A 25,986-nucleotide genomic window follows, 5' to 3' on the forward strand; every position below is an offset into this window, starting at 1 on the left:
GGGCCCCCGGAGCGGGATTGGAAAGCATACTTAGGTTTGCAGGTGACCCCTGTTGCGCGGGATTCCGAGCGCGTCGGTCATTCTGACGAGATCGGCCAATGACTTCGCCCCCATTTTCCGCATGATCTGCCCGCGATAGATCTTCACGGTGATCTCGGCCAATCCAAGTTCGGCGGCGACCTGTTTGTTCATCAGGCCGGATGCAACCAGGGCGAGCACGTCGCGCTCGCGCGCTGTCAGCCCCTCGAAACGGGATCGCACGCCCGAGATCGACTTCTCGGCATCGCGCCGCCTGCGATCCCGTTCGATCGCTGCCTGCACCGCATCCAGCATGTCCTGGTCGCGCACCGGCTTGGTCAGAAAATCGACGGCACCGCTCTTCATGGCTCTCACGGTCATGGGAATATCGCCATGACCGGTGATGAAGATAATGGGCGTGTGAATATTGGCCTTGGCGAGGTCCGCCTGGAGGTCGAGGCCGCTCGATCCTGGCAGACGGATGTCGAGCACGAGGCAACTGGGGACCGCAGGCGGTTGGGCTTCCATGATCTCCGCCGCCGAACTGAAGGCCTCGACCTTAAGGCCGACCGATTGAAAGAGATTGGTCAGCGCGCGGCGCATCGACGGATCATCATCGACGATCCGGACGATCGGGTCACCTGCGCTCGCCTGGGCCTGCTTGGCATTGTCGGTCACGACGTGTCCTTGTGCGGCAAGGGCAGGGCGATCTGGAATGTTGCACCGCTCCCCTCATTTTGAAAGGCCGAAAGCCGGCCCGCGTGAGCCTCGATGATCGATCGGCAGATCGAGAGTCCCATCCCCAGACCGCCCGACTTCGTCGTGAAGAAGGGGGTGAAGATGCGCTCCTTTACGTCTTTGCCGAGGCCGACACCGCGATCCGTCACGGTGAGGAGCAGGCGGTCGTCATCGTCGTCGTCCGTCAGGCTCGAGCGGATCGCCAGTTCGCGCGGGTGGTCGACATTGGCTTGCATGGCTTCGATGCCGTTCATCACTAGGTTGATCAGCACCTGCTGGAGCTGGATCCGGTCGCCGCAAATCCTCGGCAGGTCGGACGCCAACTCCATTCGCACCGACACCCCATGGGTCGCGAGCTCGCGCCGAACGAGCGCCACCGCCTCCCGGACGACTTGGTTGATGTCGAGTGAAACCACTTCGATCTCGGTTTTCTTCGCGAGCGCCCTGATCCGGCGGATCACCTCGCTGGCCCGATTGGCGTCCTCGACAATCCATTCTGCGGAACGGCGCGCGGCCTTCAAGTCGGCGGGTTCGCGATCGAGCCAGGCGATGCAGGCGTCCGCATTGGAGATCACGGCGGCAAGAGGCTGGGTGATTTCGTGGGCAATCGAGGCGGTAAGTTCGCCAAGCGTCGTGACGCGCGTGACATGGGCGAGCTCGGCTTGTGCCTTGCGCAGCGCATCTTCAGCCTGCTCCGCGCGGATCGCCGCCGTTACATCGCTGCTGACGCCTCGATAGCCGAGAAAATGACCGTCCGCGTCATGCAAGGGCTTGCCGCTGGTGCGCACGTAAATTGGAGAGCCGTTGCGATCCCTGCCGCGGTAAACCAGATCGCGGAACGGGAGGTGGGCGTCGAGCGTCGCGCGATGCTGCTCCCACTTTCCGGGCTCGAGCTCGGCATCGGGCGGAATGTCCCACCGCGTCAGGCCGATCAAGGCCGTCGGCGCAGCACTGGCCGGATCGGAGTGTTCCGATATCTTCGTGATACGGTGATCCGGCCCGGTCTCCCAAAACCAGTCCGATGCGGTTTCAGCATAGTCGCGGAATCGCTGCTCGGATGCCTTGAGCTCGTCAAATGCCCTTTGAAGTGCTTCTTTTGCGGCGACCTGCTCGGTGACGTCCACGTGGGTACCGATAATTTCCGTCACTTCGCCGTCGCTGCCGACGACGGGATGTCCCTCGGTATGAACTCGTCGTATCGAGCCGTCCGGGCGCGCAATGCGAAAGTCAATTTCGAAGGGCTTCCTTCGCCGGAGGGCCTGACGTTCCACCTCGATGATCCGCTGGAAATCCTCGGGGAGGATGCGTTCCTGGAAAGCCCGTGCCGGTACATCGATCTGGTTCGGCTCAAATCCGAACAGGCGGTAGAGTTCAGCCGAACGGTATGCAAACTCCTGACGGCGCACATCCCAGGCCCAGCTGCTTGTATGGCTGAGCCGCTGGGCCTCGGCCAGATAGGCCTCGCTGCGACGCAGCCGCTGTTCGGCCTCCTTTGCAACCGTGACATCAGTGACGCCCCCGACAAGCTCGATGCACCCGGATCCGTGTCTCAGCGCGCGCGCCACGGAATGGAGATATTTGATTGATCCATCCGGCATCAGCAGGCGATACTCATGGTCGAAATCCTCTGCTCGTCGGGCGGCCCGATCGAGCGTCCTGCTGACCGCATCGCGATCTTCCGGATGGATGCGCTGGAAGACGAAATCCAAGGTCGGCTTCACCGCCGGGTCGCACTGGAAGATGCGAAAGGTTTGCCTTGACCAGACGATCGCGCCTGTCGCGACGTCCAGGCCGAAGCTGCCGGTGCGGCTCAGTTCCTGCGCCTCTGCGAGGTAGGCTTCGCTCTGCCGCAGCGCATCCTCCGCTTCCTTGCGCTGGGTGATATTTTCGCAGGCGACCAGCACGATCGGCGTTCCATCGCCGCGCAGCATCGCCTTGGCGTTCTCACGGACCCAAAGGACTGAGCCGTCCTTCCGGAACTTGCGAATCTCCCAGGTATGCGACTGGTCCAGGGTTTCCAGGCACAACGCTACGCATCGACGGACGGCGTCGTGGTCCTCCTCGAAGAAGACGTTGAGCACGGACTGGCCAATCAGCTCGGCCGGCGTGTAGCCCAGTTGTGCGGCGCCGAACGTATTGACGTTGAGCACTGTTCCGGCCGGATCGACCATGAAATACATGACCGGATTGTGCTCGAATACCTCACGCCACTGCTTCACGGCGTCGCGTAGATCGGCGGTGTCTTGCTGCGAGTCATCTGCGACCGCGGACGCGTCCTTCTCGCCGTTGCCGAACGATCGAAGCGCGGCAAGGCCGCCGAGCAGGAGTTGTGCTGCCGAATTCCCAAATTTCGCGATCTGGCCAGGCATCATCGCAGGCGTCCCGGCTCGCTGAGGCCAAAGCAAGTAGAGCACTTTGCAACAAGGGGAGCAATTCCTTCCGACTAAAGTGGAATCCGCCCACCGAAACTCGCGGTTGCCGTGCAGCCAGCTGGCTTTGCCTCGTCTAATTGAAGGCGAAGGGCCGGAAAACTACGGGACAAACCTACGTATAGCTCGCGCATTCCTAATCATAGCGCACATTTACCTCCGTACAATTGAGCGGTCCGTTGCGTGCGGACTAATCTCACGACCAATCGAGGGGACGCGATGTGCAAGGCACAAGCCAGCGAATTGCGCGATGTGCTGCTCATAGAACCAAGCTCTGCGTCCGTTGCCCCGAGTTGCCGCATGATTGGCGGGTCGTGATTGAGAGGCCGCATTTTCAGAAAACGAGCGTGGATGGCCGTGCACCAGCGTACGAGCGCAGCCACGATCATGAGAGACAGGAGGAGAGCATGATGTGCGATAGGCCTGAACACTCCGAGCGCGGTCATGATGTAAAGGGCTGCGCTGTCTGCAACGGCAAGTTTGGCCTGATCCGATATTATTCCTGGCGAACGCCGCTGTGCTCCAGAAAGTGTCTCGATCGCTTCAGGGCGCGCCGCGAGCGCGACCGCCGATGGTTGTTTCGATTTCAGGCGGCGTGAATTCCGCAATTCTGAACGGGAGGCTGTGTGCTGAACCGTGCTTGCAAGCTCCTCTTGACGATCGCGCTGTCGCTTCCGTCGATGACCGGCGTGGAGGCCGAGGAGTTTGGACAGGATGGTGCGCATCGTCATCATCCGCCCCAGGATCAGCTCCTGCACGAGAAGTTCTATTCGAACTGGCACATGCCCGACAATCCGGTGCTGAGTTGCTGCAACAGCGCGGATTGCTATCCGACAGAGGTACGGTACGTCGAAGGCAGGATCTACGCACGGCGCCGGGAAGACGGGAAGTACATCCTCATTCCGTCCCAGAAGGTGGAACGAAACAGGGATAATCCCGACGGCCGCAACCATCTTTGCGCCCCGCCGCCGTCCGCGTCTCTGGTCGACACGGTCTACTGCTTCGCGCTCGGAGGTGCCACGTGAGGTTCATACTGGTGAACGGCCGAACCCCTTTCCGCAAGACGTTCTGCCTATGGTGCTGCGAGGAGATCAGCGGCAGCTACTTGCGCGATGTCAGGACGCTGCTGCCCTACTGCGGCTACGAATGCTACGCGCTTCAGCACGAAAGGGCACCGTTGATCGAGGAACGTACGCGCGCGGCATCTTGAGCAGACAGGCGAACGAGACGCATCGGCGGGTACGCCTGCCGGCAGGAGAGGACACGGCATTGCGATTCATGCTCGTCAATCAGGAGCGTCCCTGCCACGGCGCCGTCTGCAGCGCGTGCGCCCGGCCGCTGGGTTCGAGCTACGTCCGGCACGTGTCCAAGCAAGAGCGTTATTGCGACCAGGATTGCTACCGTCGAGATCAGCAGACCGCCATGGAACTGCTGTGGCCCTACCGCAGCTCGCTCGAGGTGATCGCGGTGCTGGCGGCGATCTCGAGCTGGAGCTGGATGATGCAGATGGGCGCGCTCTCGCGCTCGCTGACCGAGGCATATCTGCGCGCCCACGACCTTCTGACCACGGAAGGAGGTGACGGCTAGCTGAACGACGCAGGCCGCGCAGAGTCGTCGGCCGCAGTCACCGCGTCAAGCCCCGCGCCGCGTCCAGCCCCGGCGGTCGCGAGGCTAGGGCGAGGGGGCTGCGGCCGATACCGTTGGTGCCGCGCTCACTTCCTGTGTCGTGACGCGCTGCTCGGATTTCGCGGCGACCATGCCGCTGCTCTCGAACCGCGCGCGGTAGACCAGCACGTTCTCGATCACACGCTGGACGTAATTGCGCGTCTCCGACAGCGGGATGCGCTCGACCCAGTCGACCGGATCGACCTTGGGATCCCTGGGGTCGCCGCGCGCCTGCACCCATTCGCGCACGCGGCCGCGGCCGGCATTGTAGCCGGCGAACGTCATGATCTGGTTGCCGCGATATTCCGACAGCAGCGCGCTGAGCTCGGCCGCCCCCATCTGCGTGTTGTAGACGGGATCGGAGACCATCCTGTCCCAGTCATAGGTCAGGCCGAAGCGCTTTGCGGTGTCGCGGCCCGCTTCCGGCGTCACCTGCATCAGCCCGACCGCGTTGGCAGCCGACCTGTCGCGCTGGTCGAACGAGCTTTCGGTGCGCGCCACCGAATAGATCACGCTGGTCTCGATCGCGGGTGCGACCTGCTTGTGCTCGGGGATGCCGATGGTCGGGAAGGCGTAATGGTCGAGCGCGAGCCCGCGCGCCAGCGCCGACTTGCCCACCTCCAGCATCACGCGGGCATCGTTGCGCTGTCCGGCCAGCTCGCCGAGGCCTTCGAGCGCGGCGACGTCGGTGCTCTCCTTGGCAAGATCCTCGGCGTAGTAGAACACCGTGTCGCGCTCGCCGATGCCATAGAGCATGTCGGCCGCGCGCACGCGCTCGTCCAGGGCTTGCGGGTCGGCTGCGGCGAGCACGGGCGAGGGCGGGCGCAGCTCGATGCGGTCGAGGCCGAGCTTGGCGCGGGCGAGCTGACCGTAATAGGCGGTCGGGTAGCGCGCCGCCGCTTGATAGCTCTGGCGCGCATCGGCCGGCGCCCCCATCGCTTCCGCGGCACGGCCGCGCCAGTAATGGGCGCGCGACAGCGCGAGTGGATTGGCCGAGCCTTCGTCGATCGCGGCGAAGTGCATCATCGCCGTCCTGGGATCGTCGAGATAGCGCAGCGCGATCCAGCCGCACATGAAGTGGTAGTCGACGCGGTAGACCTCCATCGCCGGCACGGCCGCCGCTCGCACCACGTCGTAAGCGGTCTTGAACTTGCCCTGGTCGAGCAGTTTTCGCGCGAGCAAACGGCGCTCGCGCCACCAGGCGTCGGTGTCCTGCGCCGCCATGGCGTCGGGTGCGGCGGCCAAAATCACCTCGGCCGCATCGTCGATGCGGTCCTTCTGGAGATGCCATTGCGCGCGGCACAGCACATAGCCGAGATCGCGGCGCGCCTCGGTCGAAACGTCATCGAGATAGTCCTTGGCCTTGTTGGCCTTGCCGGTGACGGCGGCGCAGGCCTTGACGATCGCGAGCGCATCCTCGCCGAGCCGTTTTGCCGCGCGCCTTGCGCCGGCATAGTCCTTGGCGCCGAGCCGCTTGTCCATGCGGGCGCGGTGGTCGTCCGCGGTGAGGAGATCGCGGAACGCCTCGTAGGAATCTTCCTCGCTGCGCTCCGACAATTCGTCCGTGCGCCAGGCCTCGCGGACGAGCCGCGCGGCCCTGTCGCTGTCGCCTTCAGTGAGCAGCACGCGGGCGAGCGCGAACTTGCCCTTGGCGCTGCTCGGGCGGTCCATGGTGAATTTGTGCACGGTGGCCGCGTCGGTCTTCTCCTGCCACAGCCGCGCCTCGGCGCGCCGGCGCAAAAGCGCGCTGCTCGGCCAGTCAGGATTGGCGGCGAGGAAGGCGGCATAGCGCTTGAAATTCGCGGTACTCTCGGAATGGCGCAGCATGAACCAGTCGGCGAGCTTCTGCCCGGCGGGATCAGCGATGCGGTCGCGCGCCGCGCTCGCGTCATCGGTCTTGCCCTTGCGCGCGAGATCGATCGCGTCCTTCAGCGCGGCGAGGTCGCCGGTCAGCGGCGGCGCTGCCGGCTTGTCTGACGGCTCGTCGTCCTGCTTCTTCGGCTTGCGCTTCGCCTCGGCGTGCTTGCCATGGCGCGATTTCGCCGCGGCGTGGCGCTGCTTGCCGGCTTTCGCCTCATGCGTCTTCTTCGACGCGGACGGTTTGTGACTGCTTTTCGCCGCCAGCTCCGTCGGAAGGAGAGCCAAGGCGGCCACGGCAACGACACACGCGAGCGAGCGTAGGCACTGGTTCATTCCGTGGTCCCCCCTGCGAAACCAGTACAAACCAAAGTCCGCGACGACATGCGGCTCGAGAATCAAAGTGACGCCGAAAACGATGCCACGGCATCGTTTCGCATTTGTCACGCTGTCGCAACAATGCGGCAAAATACGGATGGAAGGCGGGAACTCTTGCAACGGGGAATAGAATAGGCCCTTTAACCTTTGTTAACGAATAAGGCTCCGGCGACGGTTGCGCACGGTCCAGGGCGCCGTGAAGGGCCAGATTGCGCGTATTCCCGGGCTGAAATCCGGTGTATTGAGTTCCCTGACCCGTCCTTTCAGCCTTTGCCCCGCACCTATGCCGATTTTCAACCAGTCGATCCGACGCAAGATCGTCGGCATCGCCCTCGGATTGATCGTCCTGATGCTGGTCACCTCGATCCTGTCGATGGTGATGTCGAGCCAGGTCGGCGTCCTCCTGGACGAGCTGACCAACCGCTACATCCCGGCCTATGGCGATCTGGCGCGCGCCAATATCCGCTCGCTGGAGCGGTCGGTGGCGCTGCGGCGCATGGTCATGATGAAGATGCAGGCGTCCTCGGACGAGGAGGCCTATGCGGCGCGCCTGCGCGAGTTCGAGGAAGCGGACCGCAAGATCGAGGAGGAGGCCGAGGGCGCACGCAAGCTCATCAACGCGATCATCGACGACCCGAGGACGCCGTCCGACAATGCCGCGCTGGCGCGGATCGAGATCCGCATCGAGACTGCCGTCACCGAGCTGCGCCGCGACCTGAACGAGGACCACGCAAAGCTGCTCAAGCAGGTCGACGCCAAGCAGATGGCAGAAGCCCGCGGCACGCTGGAACATATCGACGCCATCCGCGACCAGTTCAATCGGAAGTTCGATGCGATCCGCGCCGACATGCTGACACAGGTCTTCGCTTCGACATCGCAGGTGATGAGCCACCAGCGCCAGGCCATCATCGTGTCGGGCATCGTGACCCTGCTCGCCGCGATCGTCGGATTTGCCTTCGCTCTGCTGGTGTCCGGCGGCATCACGCGGCCGGTGCGGTTGTTGCTGGCCGGCACCCGCGAGGTCGAGGCCGGGCGGTTCGACAAGACCATCGCCGTCTCGACCCAGGACGAGATCGGCGAGCTCGCGGCCGCCTTCAACCGCATGATCGAGCAGTTGCGCCACAACGAGCGCATCCGCGAGACGTTTGGCCGCTACATCGATCCCAAGGTGGTGCAGGGCCTGATCGAACGGCCCGAGGTCGCCATCGACGGCCAGCGCCGGGTGATGACCATCATGTTCTGCGACATGAGCGGCTTCACCTCGATGAGTGAGGGCATGACCCCGCGCGGCCTCGTCAAGGTGATGAACCACTATTTTACGGTGATGTCGGCCCCGATCAGGAGCAATCGCGGCGTCATCGACAAATATATCGGCGATGCCATCATGGCCTATTGGGGCCCGCCCTTCATCGAGGAGGATGAGCCGGCACTCCTTGCCGGCTGTGCCGCCATCGACATGACCGACCAGGTGCCCGCGCTGCAGAAGCAATTGCCCGATCTGCTCGGCATCCGCGCCATGCCCGTGCCCTGCGACCTGCGCATCGGCATCGCCACCGGCGAGGTCCTCACCGGCAGCATCGGCTCCGAGCTGATGATGAGCTTCACCGTGATGGGCGATGCCGTGAACCTCGCTTCGCGGCTCGAGGCCGTCAACAAGGTCTACGGCACCCGCATCCTGATCTCGCAGGCGACGGCGGATGCGGTCGGTGAGCGCCTCGAATTGCGCGAGATCGATCGTCTCGCGGTCGCCGGCCAGAGCGCGCCGCAGGCGATCTTCGAGGTGATGGCGAGGGCCGGCGTGCTCACCGCCGCGCAGGACGGCTTGCGCACGCACTATGCCGAAGGTCTTGCCGCCTATCGCGCCCGCCGCTTCGACGAGGCCCGCGCCGCCTTCAACGCGGCGCTCGAAGCCGTCCCCGGCGACGGTCCCTCGCGCGCGCTGCTCGCCCGCATCGCGCAGTTCGAGGTCAATCCGCCGGACGAGAGGTGGGACGGTGCCTGGCGGCTGGAGCAGAAGTAAGCCGCCGCGGGAAAAATTGTTTCTACTCGATAACGATGTTCGCCGTGACCTATTTCCCAGGCTTAGGTTGATCGTCCTTGAGGCGTTTGATGGGGACACGCCGATGACAGAACTTGAGGACAGGCTGGAACGGTTCGAGACGCTCACGGCCGAATGCGAGCTGATCGCCAAGCTCGCCACCGACAGCACCAAGCGCGAATTCTATCTCAAGCTCGCCGAGCACTATTATCAGCTTGCGCGCGAGACGCGGGCTGCGGTCGCGACCAGCGCTGCGGCCTGAAGGCGGCTGCAATCCGTTCTTAACATTTGGCACGCATCCTTTGACTTTGATGGGAGCGAGCGTCGCGATTCGCGATGGCTCGCAGTGGGAATGCCGGGACTCGCTGCAATGCAGCGTGTACAATCCCATGCGTCTGCTTGCGGTCCTCATTCTCGCGCTCATGGCGGCGGCCTGCAATCAGGAGCAGGACATCACCGGCTCGACCGCAGCCTGCCCGGTGCGGAACTACAGCTCCTACAACCCCCGCGACATGAACCAATGCGTGGCCGCCTGCAAGGCGTGCGACCATGGCAACACGGTCACCTGCACCACGTCCTGCACGCTCAAGGGCGCGCACTGAGCGGCCAGCGGTTTGCAGAAGCTTGAGGGCCGGGATCGCCGGCCCCTTGGGCATTGAGGGGTTGACGGTGTCGGGGCACCGGAACGATTCACCTGACATAATCATTGGTAGGAGCAGGCAGGACGCGGAGTCGCATGGAATGGGTATGCTCGATCCCGGCCGGTTTCTGGTGTCGTGCTCGCAGTGCGACGCGTGGCCGATGGCGGCCAACGTCAAACGCTCGAGCTGGTCGACGTCCCCGAGCGAGGTCCGCTTCGTGTGTCCGCGCTGTCGCCGCGAGGAGACCGCGATCATCTCCGCCTCGGGCGGATTGACGCCGATCCGGCGCATCGACATCCCGCCGCGCGACGTCACGGTGGCCTGGGCTCAGGCACAGCGCCAGAGAGGGCGGGCGTAGCCGGCCGCTCTATTGCGCGATCCCGTTTCGGAACCCGGGCGATCGTCGGACGTTTCCGCCCCAACATCACGTATCGAGGCCGGGCGAATGATCAGCGCGCATTTCGACACCCGTACACGGATCAACATGAAGCTGGCGCTGGATCGGATTTGCCGCAATCGGCCCAGGGGCGAGGATCATGGGTTCCGCAGGTCGGTCGCCGAGAACATCGTCCGCTGCGCGCTCGCGGGCCGAACCGGCATCGGCCAGCTTGTCGATGCCGGTGAGCGGGCGGTGGTCACGACGCGCGCGGTGCGGAAGCCTGACTGATTGTGTTTGCCTCGCGTTTGCAGCTCATCGTTCAACCGGTCGATTGACTCTCCGTACGGCCGCCTCGTAGATTGATCGGTGACGGTTCTCCGCACGGAGATCAAAAGGGAACGTGGTGCGAGATTGTCCCAATGCCGGGATTGTCCCAACGCCACGGCTGCCCCCGCAACTGTAAGCGGTGAATCTTTCGTCATATGCCACTGGGAATCTCGGTCCTGGGAAGGCGACGTAAGGTAACGACCCGCGAGCCAGGAGACCTGCCGTCAGCCGTGGTCACACGCGAAGATGTCGGTCGGGGAGTACAGGCATTAGCTTCACCGGAGCAATCGATTGCTCCGCCGTAAAGCCTCGTTCGCTGTGACGTGCCACTGACGTCATGCCGAGGTTACAACTGTGTCCCGTATTGTCTCTGCCGCCAGGCGCCTTCGCGCCGGCATCGTTGCTGCCGTTTTCCTCCATGCGATCGATCTCCCCACAGCTTTCGCGCAGCAAGCCGCCGCCGAGCAGCTGCCGCCGGTCGAAGTGACCAGGCCCGACGATCAGAACCGCACACGCGCCAGGGCGATCGGCGATGGCGACACGGCGAGGCTGCGAGCCCCGAGCGGAGCGCCGGCAGGCAATGGCGCCGGCTCGTCCGGCTCCGGCGGCGAGGCGGTCGCCGGCAACGGAGGCATCGTCGGGGCCGCCGCGACCGTCATCACGGCCGCGGATATCGCACATGCGCCCTCGCAGACGCTTGCCGAGATCATCGCGACGCAAGTCCCGGGTGCCCAGATCACGACGCTCTATGGCGGCCAGATCGGCGCGAAGACCAGCGTCGACCTGCGCGGCTTCGGCGCGTTTGCCACTGCCAATTCGCTGGTGCTGATCAACGGGCGGCGGCTGAACGACATCGACATCGCGCAGGTGGACCTCTCCACTGTCCCGCTCAATTCCATTGAGCGTATCGAGATCACGCGCGGCAATGCCGGCGCGGTGCTCTATGGGGACAATGCGGTCGGCGGCGTGATCAACATCATCACCAGGAACGGCGTCGGCGGGCCGCCCGTTGCCGCGCGCATCGAGGCCGGCTTCGGCTCGTTCGACACCAGGCTTGGCAATGTCTCGACGTCGCTCAATTCCGGTCCGTGGTCGACCTCGTTCTACGGCAATGCCGTCAAGACAGACGGCTACCGCGACAACAATCGCCTTGTCCAGGAGAATGGCGTCGGCAACCTGAACTACACGACATCAGACCTGACTGCTTTCGTCACCGTTACCGGCGACAATCAGGAGCTGCGATTGCCGGGCGGCCGCACCGTCGATCCGTCCATCGGCGTCGACGAGCTCGCGACCAACCGACGGGGCACCAGCACACCCTTCAACTACGCCAACCAGCAGGGCTTCAGCGCGACGGCCGGCTTCACGAAGACCCTGGCCAACGGCATCGATCTCATCGTGGACGGCGGTGTGCGCGACAAGAAGCAGCAGAGCGCGTTCTTCTCCGGCCCAGCGCCGGTTCCCGCGTTGTTCACGTCCACCTATGTCGATGCCGATCTGACGACATGGTCGATCACGCCGCGGCTCAGCGTGAAGGGCTTGCTGCTGGGGATGCCGTCGCAACTGCTGACCGGCCTCGATTATTACGATGCGAGCTTTCAGCAGAACCGCGGCGCCGGCCAGGGGCTTGCGCCCTGGCACAATTACGATCTCAGGCAGCAGACGGTTGCGGGCTATTTTCAGCACACATTGGGTGTGGCGCCGACGACGGACGTCTCCTATGGCGTGCGGGTGCAGAGCGTCAGTCTCTCGGCGCGCGATCATTTTGACGTCGCCGCTCCGTTCAACACCGACATCGGCGCGCTCCCGCTCAGGAGCGACGAGACCCAATACGCGCTGCACCTCGGGGGCGAGCATCGCCTCAATGACATCGTCTCGCTGTTCGGCCGCGCTGCGCGCGCATTCCGCACGCCGGATGTCGATGAGCGTGTGTCGTCGGGCCCTTCATTCGACCCCTTCTTCAATCCGCTGCCGCAGACCTTCCGGCTCAAGACCCAGACCTCGCAGGATGTCGAGGGCGGGCTGCGCATCAAGGGAGGCGGGCTGCAATTGCAGAGCAGCCTCTATCTGATGGACCTCGCCAACGAGATCCACTTCAGTCCGATCCTGTTCTACAACACCAACCTCGATCCGACCCGCCGTTACGGCTCGGAGACCAGTCTGTCCTATCGCGTCAACGACTCTCTGCTCCTGCGCTCCGGCATGGCCTATACAAGGGCCGTGTTTCGCGAGGGCGTCTGGGCCGGCAACGACGTGCCGCTGGTGTCGCGCTACACCGCGAGTGCAGGCGTCACTTGGAACATCTGGCAGAACTATGTGGTGCTCGACGCCACCGCGCGCTTCTGGAGCGAGCGGCGCATGGACAATGACCAGGCGGGAACACAGCGGCCGATCCCAGCCAATGGCACGATCGATCTCAAGCTCAGCGGTCAGTACGAGCGCTACTTCTGGTCTTTGAGCGTCAACAACGTGCTGAACGCGCTCTACTACGACTATGCGATCGCAAGCACCTTCACGGACGGCCGCTTCAGTGCCTATCCGCTGCCGGGCCGCACCTATCTGCTCAAGGCCGGCGCCAAATTCTGATCAAGGCTCTGATCGCGACGGGGGCTGTCATAGGCTCCCGAATGGACTAGAATTCGAAAAGAAGGAGATTACTCATGGCTCTCAGCATCCTGCCGCCTCACGCCGACCGTTTCCGGCTCCATCCGGTCGCGCCGCGCCTTGCACCGATGTTCTGCTTTGCGCTGCTGGCGGTGTCATGCGCGCTCGCAAGTCTTGCGCTCGCCTGCGCAACGCCCTTTGCGGCCTTCGCGGTCGTCGCGGCCGCGATGTTGCCGCTGCGGCCGGCACTGCTCGTCGTCAGCGGCGCGTGGCTCGTGAACCAGAGCATCGGCTTCGGCGTGCTGCACTATCCCGTTGCCGGGAGCACGATCGCCTGGGGCTTTGTCATTGGCGCTGCTGCACTCGTCGCGACCGCGGCCTCGTCCGCCGCGCTCCGTGCGCTGGCGCATGGCCGCACGCCCCTGATGCTGGCGATCGCATTCGTCCTCGCCTACGCGGCCTATGAGCTCGTGCTGCTCGCTGCGACGCCGGTCCTCGGCGGAGCGGGCGCCTTCACCGCGGCCATCGTGGCGCGGATTGGACTGACCGGCGCCGTCTGGCTCGCCGGCCTCGTCGCCGCCTGCGAGATCGTCCGCCTGGTCGATCCGTTCGGGCGCAAGGGCGCGATGTCGGCCTGAGCGGCCCTCTGAAAGCCCCGGATGGAGCGCAGCGAAATCCAGGCTACGAGATCTTGCGTTGCCCGACGGGCAAAACACCCCCGCGGTCGGTCAATCCGCTTGCGCAAAAATATTCCACTTTGCCGAAATTCGGAATTGACGTATGTGTCGCCCATCCCGGCTCATCCTTGAGGGGCGATCTTGTGTCGTCACGTTTCGCGAGCCGGGCTTGCGGTGGACGCGGCAGCGTCGGGCGCGAGAGTTAAGGGCAGGGCGGATTGCTCTCCGTGAGCCCGAGACTTCGTGCTGGATGAGCGACGCTGTCAGGTTCGTCTCGCCTGTAAGTTTCCGGCTCCGTCGACAGGGCTGGGAAAACTGCGGCGAAATGGCGGGCCGTGCGTACGGCAAAACCGTGTGGTCCTGGCCGTCGTTGCTACGGTCAAGCTCTTGCGGATGCGGCAGTCGCGTCAACCGGCGCGATGTCGGCGACTTTCGCGAGAGTGAGGGAGGCCAGAACGAACTCGGCTCCCGGGAGAGCACGGCATAAGCCGTCCAACCACTGCGCAGGGAAGGCCGAGTGATTGGCTACACCTGTATGCTGCTGTGCGGTTTCTCTGCGCGTGCTTTCGCGCAGCAGACCGCGGGTGCCGTCGGGCACCCGGCCTTCCCTGCGCCCTCTCGATTGAGAGGGTGGAGCGATCAAGCAAAGCTCGGGCGAAATCCGCCGCGAGGATGCGAAGGCGTGTCTGCGATTTACGATGCGAGTTGGAGGATGACGCCGATGCATCTCGCTCCGTCATTGCGAGCGCAGCGAAGCAATCCAGAATCCGTCAGCGGAAAGACTCTGGACTGCTTCGCTGCGCTCGCCACGACCATGTGGAGAGTGCGTGTCCACTGCCGGGGATGGCGGGCTTGGTGATGTCGACAGCGACTCACTCCAAGGTGTGGTGCGTGATCGGGCGCGTCATACCCGCCTGGAAATCTCAGGTTGTGGATTGTCATCTTCGCGGGGGTATCCCAGTAGGCCGATCCGTGTCTTCCCGGTAACGAATGTGCCATCCACGCAACACTCCTTCCGGATTAAGCCCTCATCGTCAGCCGTTCGCATCACCGCCGCTTTTTAGCCACACCCGAACATGAATAAAATTGCTCGAATGTTTTAGGGGCAGCGGCGGTCCTCGAGGCGAACGGGAAATCCCAAGGTCGATTCAAATCTTGGGTCTGATTTTTCGGGTCTGAAAGGGTTGGCCGGGGAAACTGGTTTGCGATGAACGCAAAGACCAACATCAAGCAGAGGCTGCCGAGCCGTCACGTGACGGAAGGCCCTGCGCGCGCGCCCCATCGCTCCTACTTCTACGCCATGGGTCTGACGACGGAGCAGATCCACCAGCCCTTCGTCGGCGTCGCCTCCTGCTGGAACGAGGCCGCGCCCTGCAACATCGCTTTGATGCGCCAGGCGCAGGCGGTGAAGAAGGGCGTCGCGCATGCCGGCGGCACACCCCGCGAATTCTGCACCATCACCGTGACCGACGGCATCGCCATGGGCCATGACGGCATGCGCTCCTCGCTGCCGTCGCGCGAATGCATCGCCGATTCCGTCGAGCTGACCGTCCGCGGCCATGCCTATGACGCCCTCGTCGGCCTTGCCGGCTGCGACAAGTCGCTGCCGGGCATGATGATGGCGATGGTTCGCCTCAACGTGCCCTCGATCTTCATCTATGGCGGCTCGATCCTGCCCGGCAACTTCCGCGGGCAGCAGGTCACCGTGCAGGACATGTTCGAGGCCGTCGGCAAGCACTCGGTCGGCGCCATGTCGGACGAGGATCTCGACGAGATCGAGCGCGTGGCGTGCCCCTCGGCGGGTGCCTGCGGCGCGCAGTTCACGGCCAACACCATGGCGACCGTCTCGGAAGCCATCGGCCTTGCGCTGCCTTACTCGGCCGGTGCTCCGGCACCGTATGAAATCCGCGACGCCTTCTGCATGACCGCGGGCGAGAAGGTGATGGAGCTGATCGACCAGAACATCCGGCCGCGCGACATCGTCACCCGCAAGGCGCTGGAGAATGCGGCCGCCGTGGTCGCGGCCTCCGGCGGCTCGACCAATGCTGCGCTGCACCTGCCGGCGATCGCGCACGAGTGCGGCATCAAGTTTGACTTATTCGACGTCGCCGAAATCTTCAAAAAGACACCATATGTCGCGGATTTGAAGCCGGGCGGCCGTTATGTCGCCAAAGACATGTTTGAAGTAGGTGGCATCCCGCTTCTGATGAAGACGCTGCTCGACAACGGATTTCTCCACGGCGACTGCATTACGGTCACCGGTCGAACGATCGCCGAAAACCTCAAGAGCGTGAAGTGGAATCCGCACCAGGATGTGGTGCACCCGGCAGACAAGCCGATCACCGTCACCGGTGGTGTGGTGGGTCTGAAGGGCAATTTGGCGCCAGAAGGTGCGATCGTGAAAGTCGCGGGAATGTCCAACCTGAGGTTTACCGGTCCGGCACGCTGCTTCGACCGGGAAGAGGACGCCTTCGAGGCCGTCCAGAACCGCACATACCGCGAAGGCGAAGTCATCGTGATCCGCTACGAGGGCCCCAAGGGCGGCCCCGGCATGCGGGAAATGCTCCAGACCACCGCGGCGCTGACCGGGCAGGGCATGGGCGGCAAGATCGCGCTCATCACTGACGGCCGCTTCTCCGGCGCCACCCGCGGCTTCTGCATCGGCCATGTCGGGCCGGAAGCCGCCATCGGCGGCCCGATCGGGCTGCTCGAGGATGGCGACATCATCGAGATCGACGCGGTCGCCGGCACCCTTAACGTAAAATTGAGCGACCAGGAGCTTGCCCAGCGCAAGACCAAATGGAGCGCTCGCGCGACTAACCACACGACGGGCGCGCTCTGGAAATATGCTCAGCAGGTTGGACCAGCGGTCGGGGGGGCGGTCACCCATCCGGGCGGTGCGCACGAGAAACAGTGCTATGCGGACATCTAGGCGTGCCATTGTTGCGTTTGTGTTAGGGGTCAGTGCGCTGGCCGTGCCGGCGCTCGCCTTCGAGGGCGCGCCGGTCAACCAGAAGGACGCGACCATCCCTGTCGTGACCACCTTGCCGGGGGCCGCGGGTGCGGTGCGCAGCAAGGTGTCGCCGGCGACCCAGGAAACCTCGCTCAGCGCCCTGCAATATGCTGCCGAGGGCGGCCATCCGATCGCGCAGTGGAAACTTGGCCGCATGTACGCCAATGGCGACGGCGTGGCCCAGGACGACGTGCGCGCCTTCGAATATTTCAGCCGGATCGCCAACGCGCATGCGGAGGACAGTCCCTCGGCGCCTCAGGCGCAGATCGTGGCCAATGCCTTCGTCGCGCTCGGCCGCTACTACCTCAGCGGCATCCCGAATTCGAAGATCAAGCCGGACCAGGACCGGGCGCGGGAGATGTTCTCCTATGCGGCCTCCTATTTCGGCAATGCGGACGCGCAGTACGATCTCGCCCGGCTGTATCTGAAGACGCCGGACGCCTCGCGCGAGGATTTCCGCTATGGCGCGCGCTGGCTCGGGCTCGCCGCGCAGAAGGGCCAGCACGAGGCGCAGGCGCTGCTCGGCCAGATGCTGTTCAACGGCGATCGCCTGCCGCGGCAGGCCGCCCGCGGCCTGATGTGGCTGACGCTGGCGCGCGACAGCGCCGGCAGCGAAGAGACCTGGATCAAGGAAAGCTACAATCGCGCCTTCGCGAAAGCCTCGGACGACGACCGCGCCATGTGCCTGCAAATGCTGGAACAGTGGGTGCAGGGCCGCCGGGAGTGATCCCGAAGAGGCGGCGTTACGCCGCCTCGAGATCCAGATCCGCCCATACCGGCACGTGGTCCGACGGCTTCTCCCAAGCCCGCACATAGCTGTCGATGCCGACATTGGCGAGCCGGTCGCTGGCCTGCGGCGACAGCAGCAGGTGGTCGATGCGCAGGCCATGGTTCTTCTGCCAGGCGCCGGCCTGGTAGTCCCAGAAGGTGTAGAGGCCCGGCTCGTCGGTGACGGCCCGCAAGGCATCGGTCAGGCCGAGGCCGAGCAGCGACTGAAAGCTCTCCCGCGTCTCCGTCTTGAACAGGGCGTCCTCGGTCCATGCCGCCGGATTGTGGACGTCGCGGGCATGCGGGATGACGTTGAAGTCACCTGCGAGGATTAGCGGCTCCTCGGTCTTGAGGCGCTCCTTCGAATATTCAAGAAGTCGCGACATCCATTTGAGCTTATAGGGATATTTCTCGGTCCCGACCGGGTTGCCGTTGGGCAGATAGAGGCAGGCGATGCGCAGCACCCCGTGCTTGAGCGTCACCACGCCCTCGAGGAAGCGAGCATGCGCGTCCTCGTCGTCGCCGGCCAGCCCCGACTTGGTCTCGTCGAAGCGGAGCTTCGAGAGCAGGGCGACGCCGTTGAACGTCTTCTGCCCGTGCGTGACCACGTTGTAGCCGAGCGCCTCGATCTCCAGGCGCGGGAAGGCCTCATCGACGCATTTGATCTCCTGGAGGCAGACGATGTCCGGCTGGCACTCCTTCAGCCAGGTCAGGAGCAGGTCGATCCGCTGCCGGACCGAGTTGACGTTCCAGGTGGCTACTCTGATGGGCATTTCGACGGCTCCGGGCAGGGGCACCCGTTAGAACAAAATGCAAACGCCTCCGTCAAGGACGCCGCAAAATCTCCCACAAAATTAACCCGGCTTAAGCGGACCGCAGGCCATTGATACGGAAAAGGTTCCACGGATGGGATGGCGGGTCGAAACTTCACAACAGGCTGAGCCGCGCGACGGACTGGTCGGCGCGTTCCTGTACTGGCTCGGCGGCTTCGAGATCGAGGACGGCCTGACCGCCGATCTCAGCGAGCGCGAGCTGGGCCGGATCCGCGCCAAGCAGATCGACGCGGTGACGCGGCTGATCCCGGTGACAATGGCCGTCACCATGCTCAACGTCGCCATCGTGCTGATCCTGTTTTGGGGCAGGGGCTGGAACGACTTCCTCGCGATCTGGGGCCTGACGCTCGCCGCCACCGCCTCGCTCGCGGTACGTTCGTGGCGGCGGTCGTATCGGAACCCGCCGCAGGAGGCTTCGCCCCGCGCCGCACGGCACATGCTGCGGCAGGCCTTCTTCCTCGCCGCGATCTGGGGCACGCTGCCACTCGCGCTGTTCAGCCACATCGAGCCGACCAGCCAGCTGATCCTGGCCTGCCTGATGGTCGGCATGATGTCCGGCGGCGCCTTCACGCTCTCGACCTTCCCGCGCGCCGGCCTCGTCTATCTCGCCACCATGACGGTCGGCTGCGCCGGCGCGCTGCTATTGTGCGGCGCCGGGCCGTATCTGGTGACCGCGGGGTTCCTGCTGCTGTTCGCGTTCTTCATGGCGCGCAACATCGTCTCGCAAGGCAACCTGTTCCTCGGCAATCTCAAGGCGCAGCTCGAGCTCGAGCGTCAGACCGAGATCATCTCGCTGCTGCTGAAGGATTTCCAGGAGAACGCCAGCGACTGGCTGTGGCAGACCGACGCCGAGGGACACCTGGTCGACGTGCCCGAGCGCTTCGCCGATGTGGCGCAGCTGCCGCTTCCATTGCTGAAGGGCTCGCATTTCGCCGACGTGCTCGACATGCTCTGCCCCGAGGACAAGAGCGCGGCCTACAACATCGTCGGCCTGATGGAACATGCCGAGCCGCTGCACGAAATGAACCTCAAGGTCGTTGCCGGCGGCGAGGCGCGGCTGTGGTCGTTCACGGCGAAGCCGGCCTACGACCGCGACGGCCAGTTCCTCGGCTATCGCGGCTTCGGCCGCGACGTGACCGAGCGCTGGCGCGCGGAAAAGGCCGAGGCCGAGAGCCGCGCCAAGTCCGACTTCCTCGCCGTGATGAGCCATGAGATCCGTACGCCCATGAACGGCGTGCTCGGGCTCGCCAGCATGCTGCTCGAGACCAGGCTCGATCCGGAGCAGCGCGAGGCCGTCGCCACGATCCGCGAGTCCGGCGACAACCTGCAGCGCATCCTCAACGACATCCTCGATCTGTCCAAGCTGGAGGCCGGCCGCTTCGCATTCGAGGCGATCGACTTCGCACCGCATGCGCTGGTCGAGACGGTCGCGACCGTCGTGCGCGCGAGCGCCAAGAGCAAGGGGCTCACGGTCAAGGTCGAGCTCGATCCGAACCTGCCGCCGACGCTGCGCGGCGACGTCGCGCGCATCCGCCAGGTGCTGCTCAACCTCGCGTCCAACGCGGTGAAGTTCACCGACGAAGGCGAGGTGACGATCTCGGCCACCTGCCAGACGCGGCGCGACCTGCTGGCGACCGTCGAATGGACCGTCAAGGACAGCGGCATCGGCATCGCGCCCGAAAAACTCGGCCTGCTCTTCAGCGATTTCGCCCAGGCCGACGCCTCGATCAGCCGCCGCTTCGGCGGCACCGGGCTGGGGCTCGCGATCTCCCGGCGCATCATCGAGCAGATGGGCGGCACGATCGGCGTCACCTCGACGCCGGGCGAGGGCTCGACCTTCCGCTTCACGCTGGTGCTGCCCTGGAGCCAGGCGCCGGCATCCGACCAGGCGGCCGGCCGCGACGAGGCCGACGAGCTCAAGGCGCATATCGCCGAGCTCGACCGACCACTGAAGGTGCTGGTCGCCGAGGACGATGCCGTCAACCGCCTGGTCGTGAGCAAGATGCTCGGTGCCTTCGATGTCGAGCTGCGCGTCGTCACCGACGGCGTCGAGGCCGTCGCGGCGGCCTCGGAGGGGGACTACGATGTCGTTCTGATGGACGTGCGCATGCCCGACATGGACGGCCTTGCCGCAACCCGGGCGATCCGCGCGCAAGGCGGCCGCTTCGAGGCCCTGCCGATCATCGCGCTCACCGCCAACGCCTTCCCCGAAGACGTCAAGATCTGCCGCGAGGCGGGCATGTCGGACTTTTTGGCAAAGCCGCTGCGCAAGCCCGCGCTGGTCGCGGCGTTGCTGCGGGCGCTGAACCACGTGGCATCGGACGACGCGCCGCTTCAGCCGGAGCTGATGCCGGTCGAGGTCGAGTGGACAGAGGAAGAAAGGCAGATCACCGGCGCGTAAGCGCTCAGATCGAGAAGCTGGTCCCGCAGCCGCAGGACGCCGTCGCGTTGGGATTGTTGACGCGGAACGAGGCGCCGATCAGGTCGTCCACGAAATCGACCTGCGATCCCGCCAGGAAAGGCTGGGAGGCGGAATCGACCAGCACCACCGCATTGTCCTGCTCGATCACGAGATCGTCGTCGGTGCGGTCGCGGTCGATGTCGAACTTGTACTGAAAGCCGGAACAGCCGCCGCCCTCGACCGAGATGCGCAGCATCGCGCCTGACCCTTCGCCCTTGAGGATCTCCCCAATCCGGCGTGCGGCCCGGTCACTGATGGTCACGGCAGTCGTCATCTCAGGTCTCCGATCGTCGGTGGCGTCATACCAAGGTTACTCGCCCAATTCATTTGGTATCCCGCGTCCGGCATAGTTAAGTGCCACCATACGCAGAATCAAATGGATAGGGACTAAATTCGCCGTGTCCGTCGGAATGGCAGCCCCCCACGCGCCCTATGCCTGCGACCCCGATCGCAGCCGCGGCCGGCTGGTCGCCGAGCCGCCGAGCCGGACCCGCAGCCCGTTCCGCCGGGATTGCGACCGGGTGATCCACTCAACCGCGTTCCGCCGCCTGAAGTACAAGACCCAGGTGTTCGTGTTCCACGAGGGCGACCACTACCGCACCCGGCTGACCCATTCGCTGGAGGTGGCGCAGATCGCTCGCGCGCTGGCCCGGCAGCTCGGGCTCGACGAGGACCTCACGGAAACCCTGGCGCTCGCGCACGATCTCGGCCATCCGCCGTTCGGGCACGCCGGGGAGCGGGCGCTGGATGCCTGCCTGAAGGAATTTGGCGGCTTCGACCACAACGCCCAGGCCTTGCGCGTCGTCGCGGCGCTGGAGCACCGCTACCCCGAATTCGACGGGCTGAACCTGACCTGGGAGTCGCTGGAGGGAATCGTCAAGCACAACGGCCCTCTGACCGATCGCAGCGGTGCGCCGGTCGGACACTATCGCGAGCATGGCATTCCCGTCGGCATCGCCGACTACATCAAGGTCTACGATCTTGAATTGTGGAGCTTCGCCTCGCTGGAGGCGCAGGTCGCCGCGATCGCCGACGACATCGCCTATGACGCCCACGACATCGACGACGGCCTGCGTGCCGGCCTGTTCGACCTCGACGATCTCAAGGCGATGCCGCTCACAGCTGCGATCATCGCCGAAACCTCAGCGCATTATCCCGATCTCGAAGATGTCAGGCGCGGCGCCGAGCTGGTGCGCGAGCTGATCTCGCATCTGATCGGTGCGGTGTTTGCGGAGGCGCAGAAGAACCTTGCCGCCACCAAGCCGCAATCGGCCCAGGACGTGCGCCAACAGAGCCGGGCGCTGATCGCGTTCCCCGCTGACGTCGCCGAGGAGGAGGCCGCCATCAAGCGCTTCCTCTACCAGCACATGTACCGTCACAAGCGGGTGATGCGGGTGATGGGGGAGGCCGAACAGATCCTGTTCGACCTGTTCGCGAAATACCTGAAATCGCCGGCCGAGCTGCCGCCGGAATGGCTCACGGGGGCGGAGGCGGACAATGAGGGCGACCGGGCCCGGCGGATCGGCAATTTCATTGCCGGAATGACCGACCGTTTCGCCCTGACCGAGCACCAGCGGCTCTTTGACTCGACCCCGGATTTGCGTTAGGCGGCGGCCATGCGCGACACATCCTCATCCCTGCACCTGTTCGCTGACGTGCTCGCACGCGTGCACGCCGCCTGCCGCGCGCTCGCGGCGGATGCCAGCTGGCCCGAGGGCATCGATTTCTCGCGCGTGGTGGTCGAGCCGCCGCGCGATGCCTCCCATGGCGACATGGCGACCAACGCCGCCATGGTGCTTGCGAAAGAGGCAAAGGCGAAGCCCCGCGATCTCGCCGAGCAGATCGCCGAGCGGCTGCGCGCGGACGCGCTGATCGCCAAGGTCGATGTCGCCGGCCCCGGCTTCATCAACCTGACGCTGAAGCCTGCCGCCTGGGCAGAAGCGCTGCGGACGGTGCTGCGCGAGGGCGCCGATTACGGCCGCGTCCGCGGCGGCTCGAAGGTCAATGTCGAATACGTCTCGGCCAATCCGACCGGACCGATGCATGTCGGTCATTGCCGCGGCGCCGTGTTCGGCGACGCGCTCGCGAGCCTGCTCCAGTTCGGCGGCCACGACGTCACCCGCGAATATTACATCAACGATGCCGGCGCCCAGGTCGACGTGCTCGCACGCTCCGCGTTCCTGAGGTATCGCGAGGCGCTCGGCGAGGACATCGGCGCCATCCCGGAAGGCCTCTATCCCGGCGACTATCTGAAGCCGGTCGGGCAGGCGCTGGCGAAGGAACACGGCGACAAGTTGCGCGCGATGACGGAAGCCGAATGGCTTCCGACCGTGCGCGCCAAGGCGATCGCGATGATGATGGACGAGATCAAGGACGATCTCGCCGCCCTCAACATCCGTCACGACGTGTTCTTCTCGGAGCGCTCGCTGATCGAGAGCGGCAACAACAAGGTTGCCGAGACCATCGATTTCCTGAAGGCCAAGGGCGACATCTACGAAGGCCGCCTGCCGCCGCCGAAGGGGGCGCCGGTCGAGGATTGGGAAGATCGCGAGCAGTTGCTGTTCAAGGCGACCGCCTATGGCGACGACGTCGATCGTCCGCTGATCAAGTCGGACAATTCCTATACCTACTTCGCCTCCGACATCGCCTACCACAAGAACAAGTTCGACCGTGGTTTTGCGGAGATGATCGACGTCTGGGGCGCCGACCATGGCGGCTACATCAAGCGCATGCAGGCGGCGGTGAAGGCGACGACCTCGGGCAAGGGCGCGCTCGACGTCAAGATCGTCCAGCTCGTGAAGCTGCTGCGCAACGGCGAGCCGGTGAAAATGTCGAAGCGGAGCGGGGACTTCGTCACCTTGCGTGAGGTGGTGGATGAAGTCGGCCAGGACGCCGTCCGCTTCATGATGCTCTATCGCAAGAACGACGCGGTGCTCGACTTCGACCTCGCCAAGGTCATGGAACAGTCGCGCGACAACCCGGTGTTCTACGTCCAGTACGGCCACGCCCGCGGTCACTCGATCTTCCGCAACGCACGGGCTGAGGTGTTCCCGGACCTGCCGGATGATACCGCCAAGCGCATCGCCTGGCTCAGTGAGTCGGCGGTGGAGCGGCTGTCGGACCCGGTGGAGCTCGACCTTCTCAAGCGTCTCGCAATTTATCCGCGGATGCTGGAAGCCGCCGCCGCGGCCCATGAGCCGCACCGGATTGCCTTTTATCTCTATGACTTAGCGAGCGAATTTCACGCACTTTGGACGAAGGGGCGCGATTTGCCCTATTTACGCTTCATTATCAATAATGATGCAGATCTTACAAAGGCGCGACTGGCCATGGTCCAGGGCGTCGTCTCGGTCCTGGCATCGGGCCTCGCCATCCTCGGCGTCCATGCCCCGGACGAGATGCGGTAGTTTGGGGCGAACTACTTAAGGGGAATTCGGGGGTAACCGGCAGAAGCCGGACCGCTTAGACTTGGTTGAAAGCCTTGTGGGTCGAAAGCCGTGCCTTGGTCGAGGGGGCGCGCGGCTTTCCCGAAGGGACGCATCATCACGATGGCCGAACGATATCAGGACAGACCGTTTCCTTCCGATGACTATGGTCGCGGCGGCGATCAGCATGGGAAGGCGGAAAATGATCCCTTGGCCGAGCTCGCCCGTCTGATCGGACAGACCGATCCATTTGCAGCGCAGGGGCGGCCCACCGCGCGCCCGCCGGCCGCACCGGCGCCCGCCCACAGCTATCAGGAAGACGACTATCGTCAGGACGATGACCAGCAGGACTATGCCGCGCAGGCGCCGTCGGCTCCGCCCGGGCCGCCCTCATGGATGCGGCGCGCCAACGTGCAGCCGCAGCCGGCACCCGCGCCGGAGCCTGACTACCCCGTCTCCGTGAACCCGGTTCATCCGTTGCATCGCTATTCAGCCCAGCCGACCGCGCCCGAGCCTGATTTCCATCAGCCGCAGGCCTATCAGGACCACGCTTATCAAGATCAGCCTCATCAGGCTCCGGCTTATCAGCAGGATCAAGCCTATCAGCAGGAGCAGGCCTACCAGGAGCCATACGCGCAGCCCGATCCGTCGCGCTATGACGATGCGCTCTACGGCAAGCTGGAGGCGGGTGAGCAGGACTATCAGCGCGATCCGGCCTATCCGGACGATCCCTACGCATTCCAGAGCGACTATCCCGAGGCCGATCTCGACGAGCCGAAGAAGCAGCGCGGCGGCATGATGACAGTTGCGGCAATCCTGGCGCTCGCCGTGGTCGGCACTGGCGCGGCCTTCGCCTACAAGACCTATGTCGGCTCGCCCCGCAGCGGCGAGCCGCCGATCATCAAGGCCGACAACACGCCGACCAAGATCGTGCCCGCGCCGACGGATTCCTCGGCCAAGGTGCCCGATCGCATGGTCAGCGGCGATGGCGCCGAGAAGATCGTGCCGCGCGAGGAAGCGCCTGTTGACGTCAACGCCAAGGCGGGCGGTCCCCGCGTGGTGTTCCCGCCGCTGAACCCGAATGCGAACCCGCCGCCGGTGGCGAGCGTGTCGCCGTCCACGATCCCGCCGCCGAGCGCCGGTCCGATTCCGAGCAACGGTACGCTGCCGAACAATTCGCCGCGCACGATCCGGACCGTGGCCGTGAGGGGCGATCAGACCGATAGCGCCACGCCGCAATCGGCCGCTGCTGCCAAGTCGGCTACTCCGCCGAAGCCGGTCGCTGCGCCGCCCGGGCCGCGCACGCCGCCGACCTCGGCCAATGCCAGCGCCAACCAGCCGCTCTCGCTGGCACCGCAATCGGCGCCCGCAGCCGAGCCGCCGCAACGGATGGCTGCGACCAATCCGACGCAGATCGCGCCCGCCAGCAGTGGCGGCAGCGGCTACATTGTGCAGGTCTCCTCGCAGCAGAGCGAGGACAGCGCCGCCGCGTCGTACCGGGTGCTTCAGAGCAAGTACGGCAGCGTGCTCGGATCGCGCTCGCCGGTGATCAAGCGGGTCGATCTCACCGACAAGGGCAAGGGCATCGTCTATCGCGCCTTCGCGGGGCCCTATGGCTCAGCCGAGGAAGCGACGCAGGCTTGCAACAGCCTGAAGTCCGCAGGCTTGTCGGCCTGCTTCGTCCAGAGGAATTAACGGCCGTTTCCTTGACCCCCTCGCGGGGCAGGGTTAATCG

Annotated in this window: 21 protein-coding genes and 1 riboswitch; of the genes, 16 read left to right on the forward strand and 5 right to left on the reverse strand. The window is 64.8% G+C overall.

Annotated features, from left to right (window positions below):
* Nucleotides 1-30: 30 nt before the first annotated feature.
* Both AB5K84_RS22560 and AB5K84_RS22565 read right to left on the reverse strand, forming a co-directional pair.
* On the reverse strand, nucleotides 31-696 hold the full coding sequence (locus AB5K84_RS22560) for a response regulator transcription factor (protein ID WP_011087542.1): 666 nt from the start codon (nucleotides 694-696) through the stop codon (nucleotides 31-33).
* The gene (locus AB5K84_RS22565) at nucleotides 693-3,128 is read right to left on the reverse strand and encodes a PAS domain S-box protein (RefSeq protein ID WP_038967234.1); all 2,436 of its coding nucleotides are present in this window, start codon (nucleotides 3,126-3,128) and stop codon (nucleotides 693-695) included. Before AB5K84_RS22565 ends, AB5K84_RS22560 begins: the two co-directional genes overlap by 4 nt.
* 710 nt (nucleotides 3,129-3,838) lie before the next feature.
* Between AB5K84_RS22565 and AB5K84_RS22570 the strand changes: the two genes are divergently transcribed.
* The 3 genes from AB5K84_RS22570 to AB5K84_RS22580 all read left to right on the forward strand — a co-directional run bounded on the left by AB5K84_RS22570 (nucleotide 3,839) and on the right by AB5K84_RS22580 (nucleotide 4,772).
* The gene (locus AB5K84_RS22570) at nucleotides 3,839-4,210 is read left to right on the forward strand and encodes a hypothetical protein (RefSeq protein WP_236842062.1); all 372 of its coding nucleotides are present in this window, start codon (nucleotides 3,839-3,841) and stop codon (nucleotides 4,208-4,210) included.
* Nucleotides 4,207-4,395: a hypothetical protein gene (locus tag AB5K84_RS22575; protein ID WP_060912348.1), complete on the forward strand. Its 189-nt coding sequence runs from the start codon at nucleotides 4,207-4,209 to the stop codon at nucleotides 4,393-4,395. The genes AB5K84_RS22570 and AB5K84_RS22575 overlap by 4 nt, the downstream gene beginning before the upstream one ends.
* Nucleotides 4,396-4,607: 212 nt before the next feature.
* Nucleotides 4,608-4,772, forward strand: a complete 165-nt coding sequence (locus AB5K84_RS22580; RefSeq protein WP_231166487.1) for a hypothetical protein — start codon at nucleotides 4,608-4,610, stop codon at nucleotides 4,770-4,772.
* A gap of 84 nt (nucleotides 4,773-4,856) precedes the next feature.
* Here the strand turns inward: AB5K84_RS22580 and AB5K84_RS22585 are convergent, their stop codons facing one another.
* Entirely contained in the window at nucleotides 4,857-7,043 is a 2,187-nt protein-coding gene (locus AB5K84_RS22585) for a lytic transglycosylase domain-containing protein (RefSeq protein WP_038967239.1), read from the reverse strand.
* 325 nt (nucleotides 7,044-7,368) lie between these two features.
* On the opposite strand from AB5K84_RS22585, the gene AB5K84_RS22590 reads away from it, so the two are divergent.
* The 9 genes from AB5K84_RS22590 to AB5K84_RS22630 all read left to right on the forward strand — a co-directional run bounded on the left by AB5K84_RS22590 (nucleotide 7,369) and on the right by AB5K84_RS22630 (nucleotide 17,491).
* The gene (locus AB5K84_RS22590; RefSeq protein ID WP_038967240.1) at nucleotides 7,369-9,105 is read left to right on the forward strand and encodes an adenylate/guanylate cyclase domain-containing protein; all 1,737 of its coding nucleotides are present in this window, start codon (nucleotides 7,369-7,371) and stop codon (nucleotides 9,103-9,105) included.
* A gap of 103 nt (nucleotides 9,106-9,208) precedes the next feature.
* Nucleotides 9,209-9,385, forward strand: coding sequence for a hypothetical protein (locus tag AB5K84_RS22595; protein ID WP_166466009.1), 177 nt, complete (start codon nucleotides 9,209-9,211; stop codon nucleotides 9,383-9,385).
* A 127-nt stretch (nucleotides 9,386-9,512) separates the two neighbouring features.
* Nucleotides 9,513-9,725 (forward strand): hypothetical protein, encoded by a 213-nt coding sequence (locus tag AB5K84_RS22600; protein WP_028171828.1) that lies wholly within the window; start codon nucleotides 9,513-9,515, stop codon nucleotides 9,723-9,725.
* A 139-nt stretch (nucleotides 9,726-9,864) separates the two neighbouring features.
* Nucleotides 9,865-10,122 carry a hypothetical protein gene (locus tag AB5K84_RS22605; RefSeq protein WP_038967241.1) on the forward strand — a complete coding sequence of 86 codons (258 nt, stop codon included), beginning with the start codon at nucleotides 9,865-9,867 and terminating at the stop codon, nucleotides 10,120-10,122.
* A gap of 87 nt (nucleotides 10,123-10,209) precedes the next feature.
* Nucleotides 10,210-10,431 (forward strand): hypothetical protein, encoded by a 222-nt coding sequence (locus AB5K84_RS22610; RefSeq protein WP_011087535.1) that lies wholly within the window; start codon nucleotides 10,210-10,212, stop codon nucleotides 10,429-10,431.
* A gap of 65 nt (nucleotides 10,432-10,496) precedes the next feature.
* Nucleotides 10,497-10,710: riboswitch (cobalamin riboswitch) on the forward strand.
* Between the two features lie 114 nt (nucleotides 10,711-10,824).
* Nucleotides 10,825-13,056, forward strand: a complete 2,232-nt coding sequence (locus AB5K84_RS22615; RefSeq protein WP_011087534.1) for a TonB-dependent receptor — start codon at nucleotides 10,825-10,827, stop codon at nucleotides 13,054-13,056.
* Nucleotides 13,057-13,130: 74 nt separating this feature from the next.
* On the forward strand, nucleotides 13,131-13,712 hold the full coding sequence (locus AB5K84_RS22620) for a hypothetical protein (protein ID WP_011087533.1): 582 nt from the start codon (nucleotides 13,131-13,133) through the stop codon (nucleotides 13,710-13,712).
* Between the two features lie 1,246 nt (nucleotides 13,713-14,958).
* Complete coding sequence (gene ilvD, locus AB5K84_RS22625; RefSeq protein ID WP_011087531.1) at nucleotides 14,959-16,683, forward strand: dihydroxy-acid dehydratase; 1,725 nt, start codon at nucleotides 14,959-14,961, stop codon at nucleotides 16,681-16,683.
* Nucleotides 16,670-17,491 carry a tetratricopeptide repeat protein gene (locus AB5K84_RS22630; protein ID WP_038967247.1) on the forward strand — a complete coding sequence of 274 codons (822 nt, stop codon included), beginning with the start codon at nucleotides 16,670-16,672 and terminating at the stop codon, nucleotides 17,489-17,491. Before ilvD ends, AB5K84_RS22630 begins: the two co-directional genes overlap by 14 nt.
* Nucleotides 17,492-17,507: 16 nt before the next feature.
* Here AB5K84_RS22630 and xth read toward each other — a convergent pair whose 3' ends face one another.
* Entirely contained in the window at nucleotides 17,508-18,305 is a 798-nt protein-coding gene (gene xth, locus AB5K84_RS22635) for an exodeoxyribonuclease III (RefSeq protein ID WP_038967248.1), read from the reverse strand.
* A gap of 133 nt (nucleotides 18,306-18,438) precedes the next feature.
* Here xth and AB5K84_RS22640 point away from each other — a divergent pair, with 133 nt between their 5' ends.
* Nucleotides 18,439-20,766, forward strand: coding sequence for an ATP-binding protein (locus tag AB5K84_RS22640; protein ID WP_011087528.1), 2,328 nt, complete (start codon nucleotides 18,439-18,441; stop codon nucleotides 20,764-20,766).
* A 4-nt stretch (nucleotides 20,767-20,770) separates the two neighbouring features.
* Here the strand turns inward: AB5K84_RS22640 and erpA are convergent, their stop codons facing one another.
* Nucleotides 20,771-21,100, reverse strand: a complete 330-nt coding sequence (gene erpA / locus AB5K84_RS22645; protein ID WP_011087527.1) for an iron-sulfur cluster insertion protein ErpA — start codon at nucleotides 21,098-21,100, stop codon at nucleotides 20,771-20,773.
* Nucleotides 21,101-21,224: 124 nt separating this feature from the next.
* Here erpA and AB5K84_RS22650 point away from each other — a divergent pair, with 124 nt between their 5' ends.
* The 3 genes from AB5K84_RS22650 to AB5K84_RS22660 all read left to right on the forward strand — a co-directional run bounded on the left by AB5K84_RS22650 (nucleotide 21,225) and on the right by AB5K84_RS22660 (nucleotide 25,946).
* On the forward strand, nucleotides 21,225-22,433 hold the full coding sequence (locus AB5K84_RS22650; RefSeq protein WP_028171837.1) for a deoxyguanosinetriphosphate triphosphohydrolase: 1,209 nt from the start codon (nucleotides 21,225-21,227) through the stop codon (nucleotides 22,431-22,433).
* 9 nt (nucleotides 22,434-22,442) lie between these two features.
* Nucleotides 22,443-24,233 carry an arginine--tRNA ligase gene (gene argS / locus AB5K84_RS22655; protein ID WP_038967253.1) on the forward strand — a complete coding sequence of 597 codons (1,791 nt, stop codon included), beginning with the start codon at nucleotides 22,443-22,445 and terminating at the stop codon, nucleotides 24,231-24,233.
* Between the two features lie 141 nt (nucleotides 24,234-24,374).
* Nucleotides 24,375-25,946, forward strand: a complete 1,572-nt coding sequence (locus tag AB5K84_RS22660; RefSeq protein WP_063921470.1) for an SPOR domain-containing protein — start codon at nucleotides 24,375-24,377, stop codon at nucleotides 25,944-25,946.
* Nucleotides 25,947-25,986 lie beyond the last annotated feature (40 nt).

This window comes from Bradyrhizobium sp. 1200_D9_N1_1, from assembly GCF_052075915.1.
In the GTDB taxonomy this organism is placed as follows: Bacteria; Pseudomonadota; Alphaproteobacteria; order Rhizobiales; family Xanthobacteraceae; genus Bradyrhizobium; species Bradyrhizobium diazoefficiens.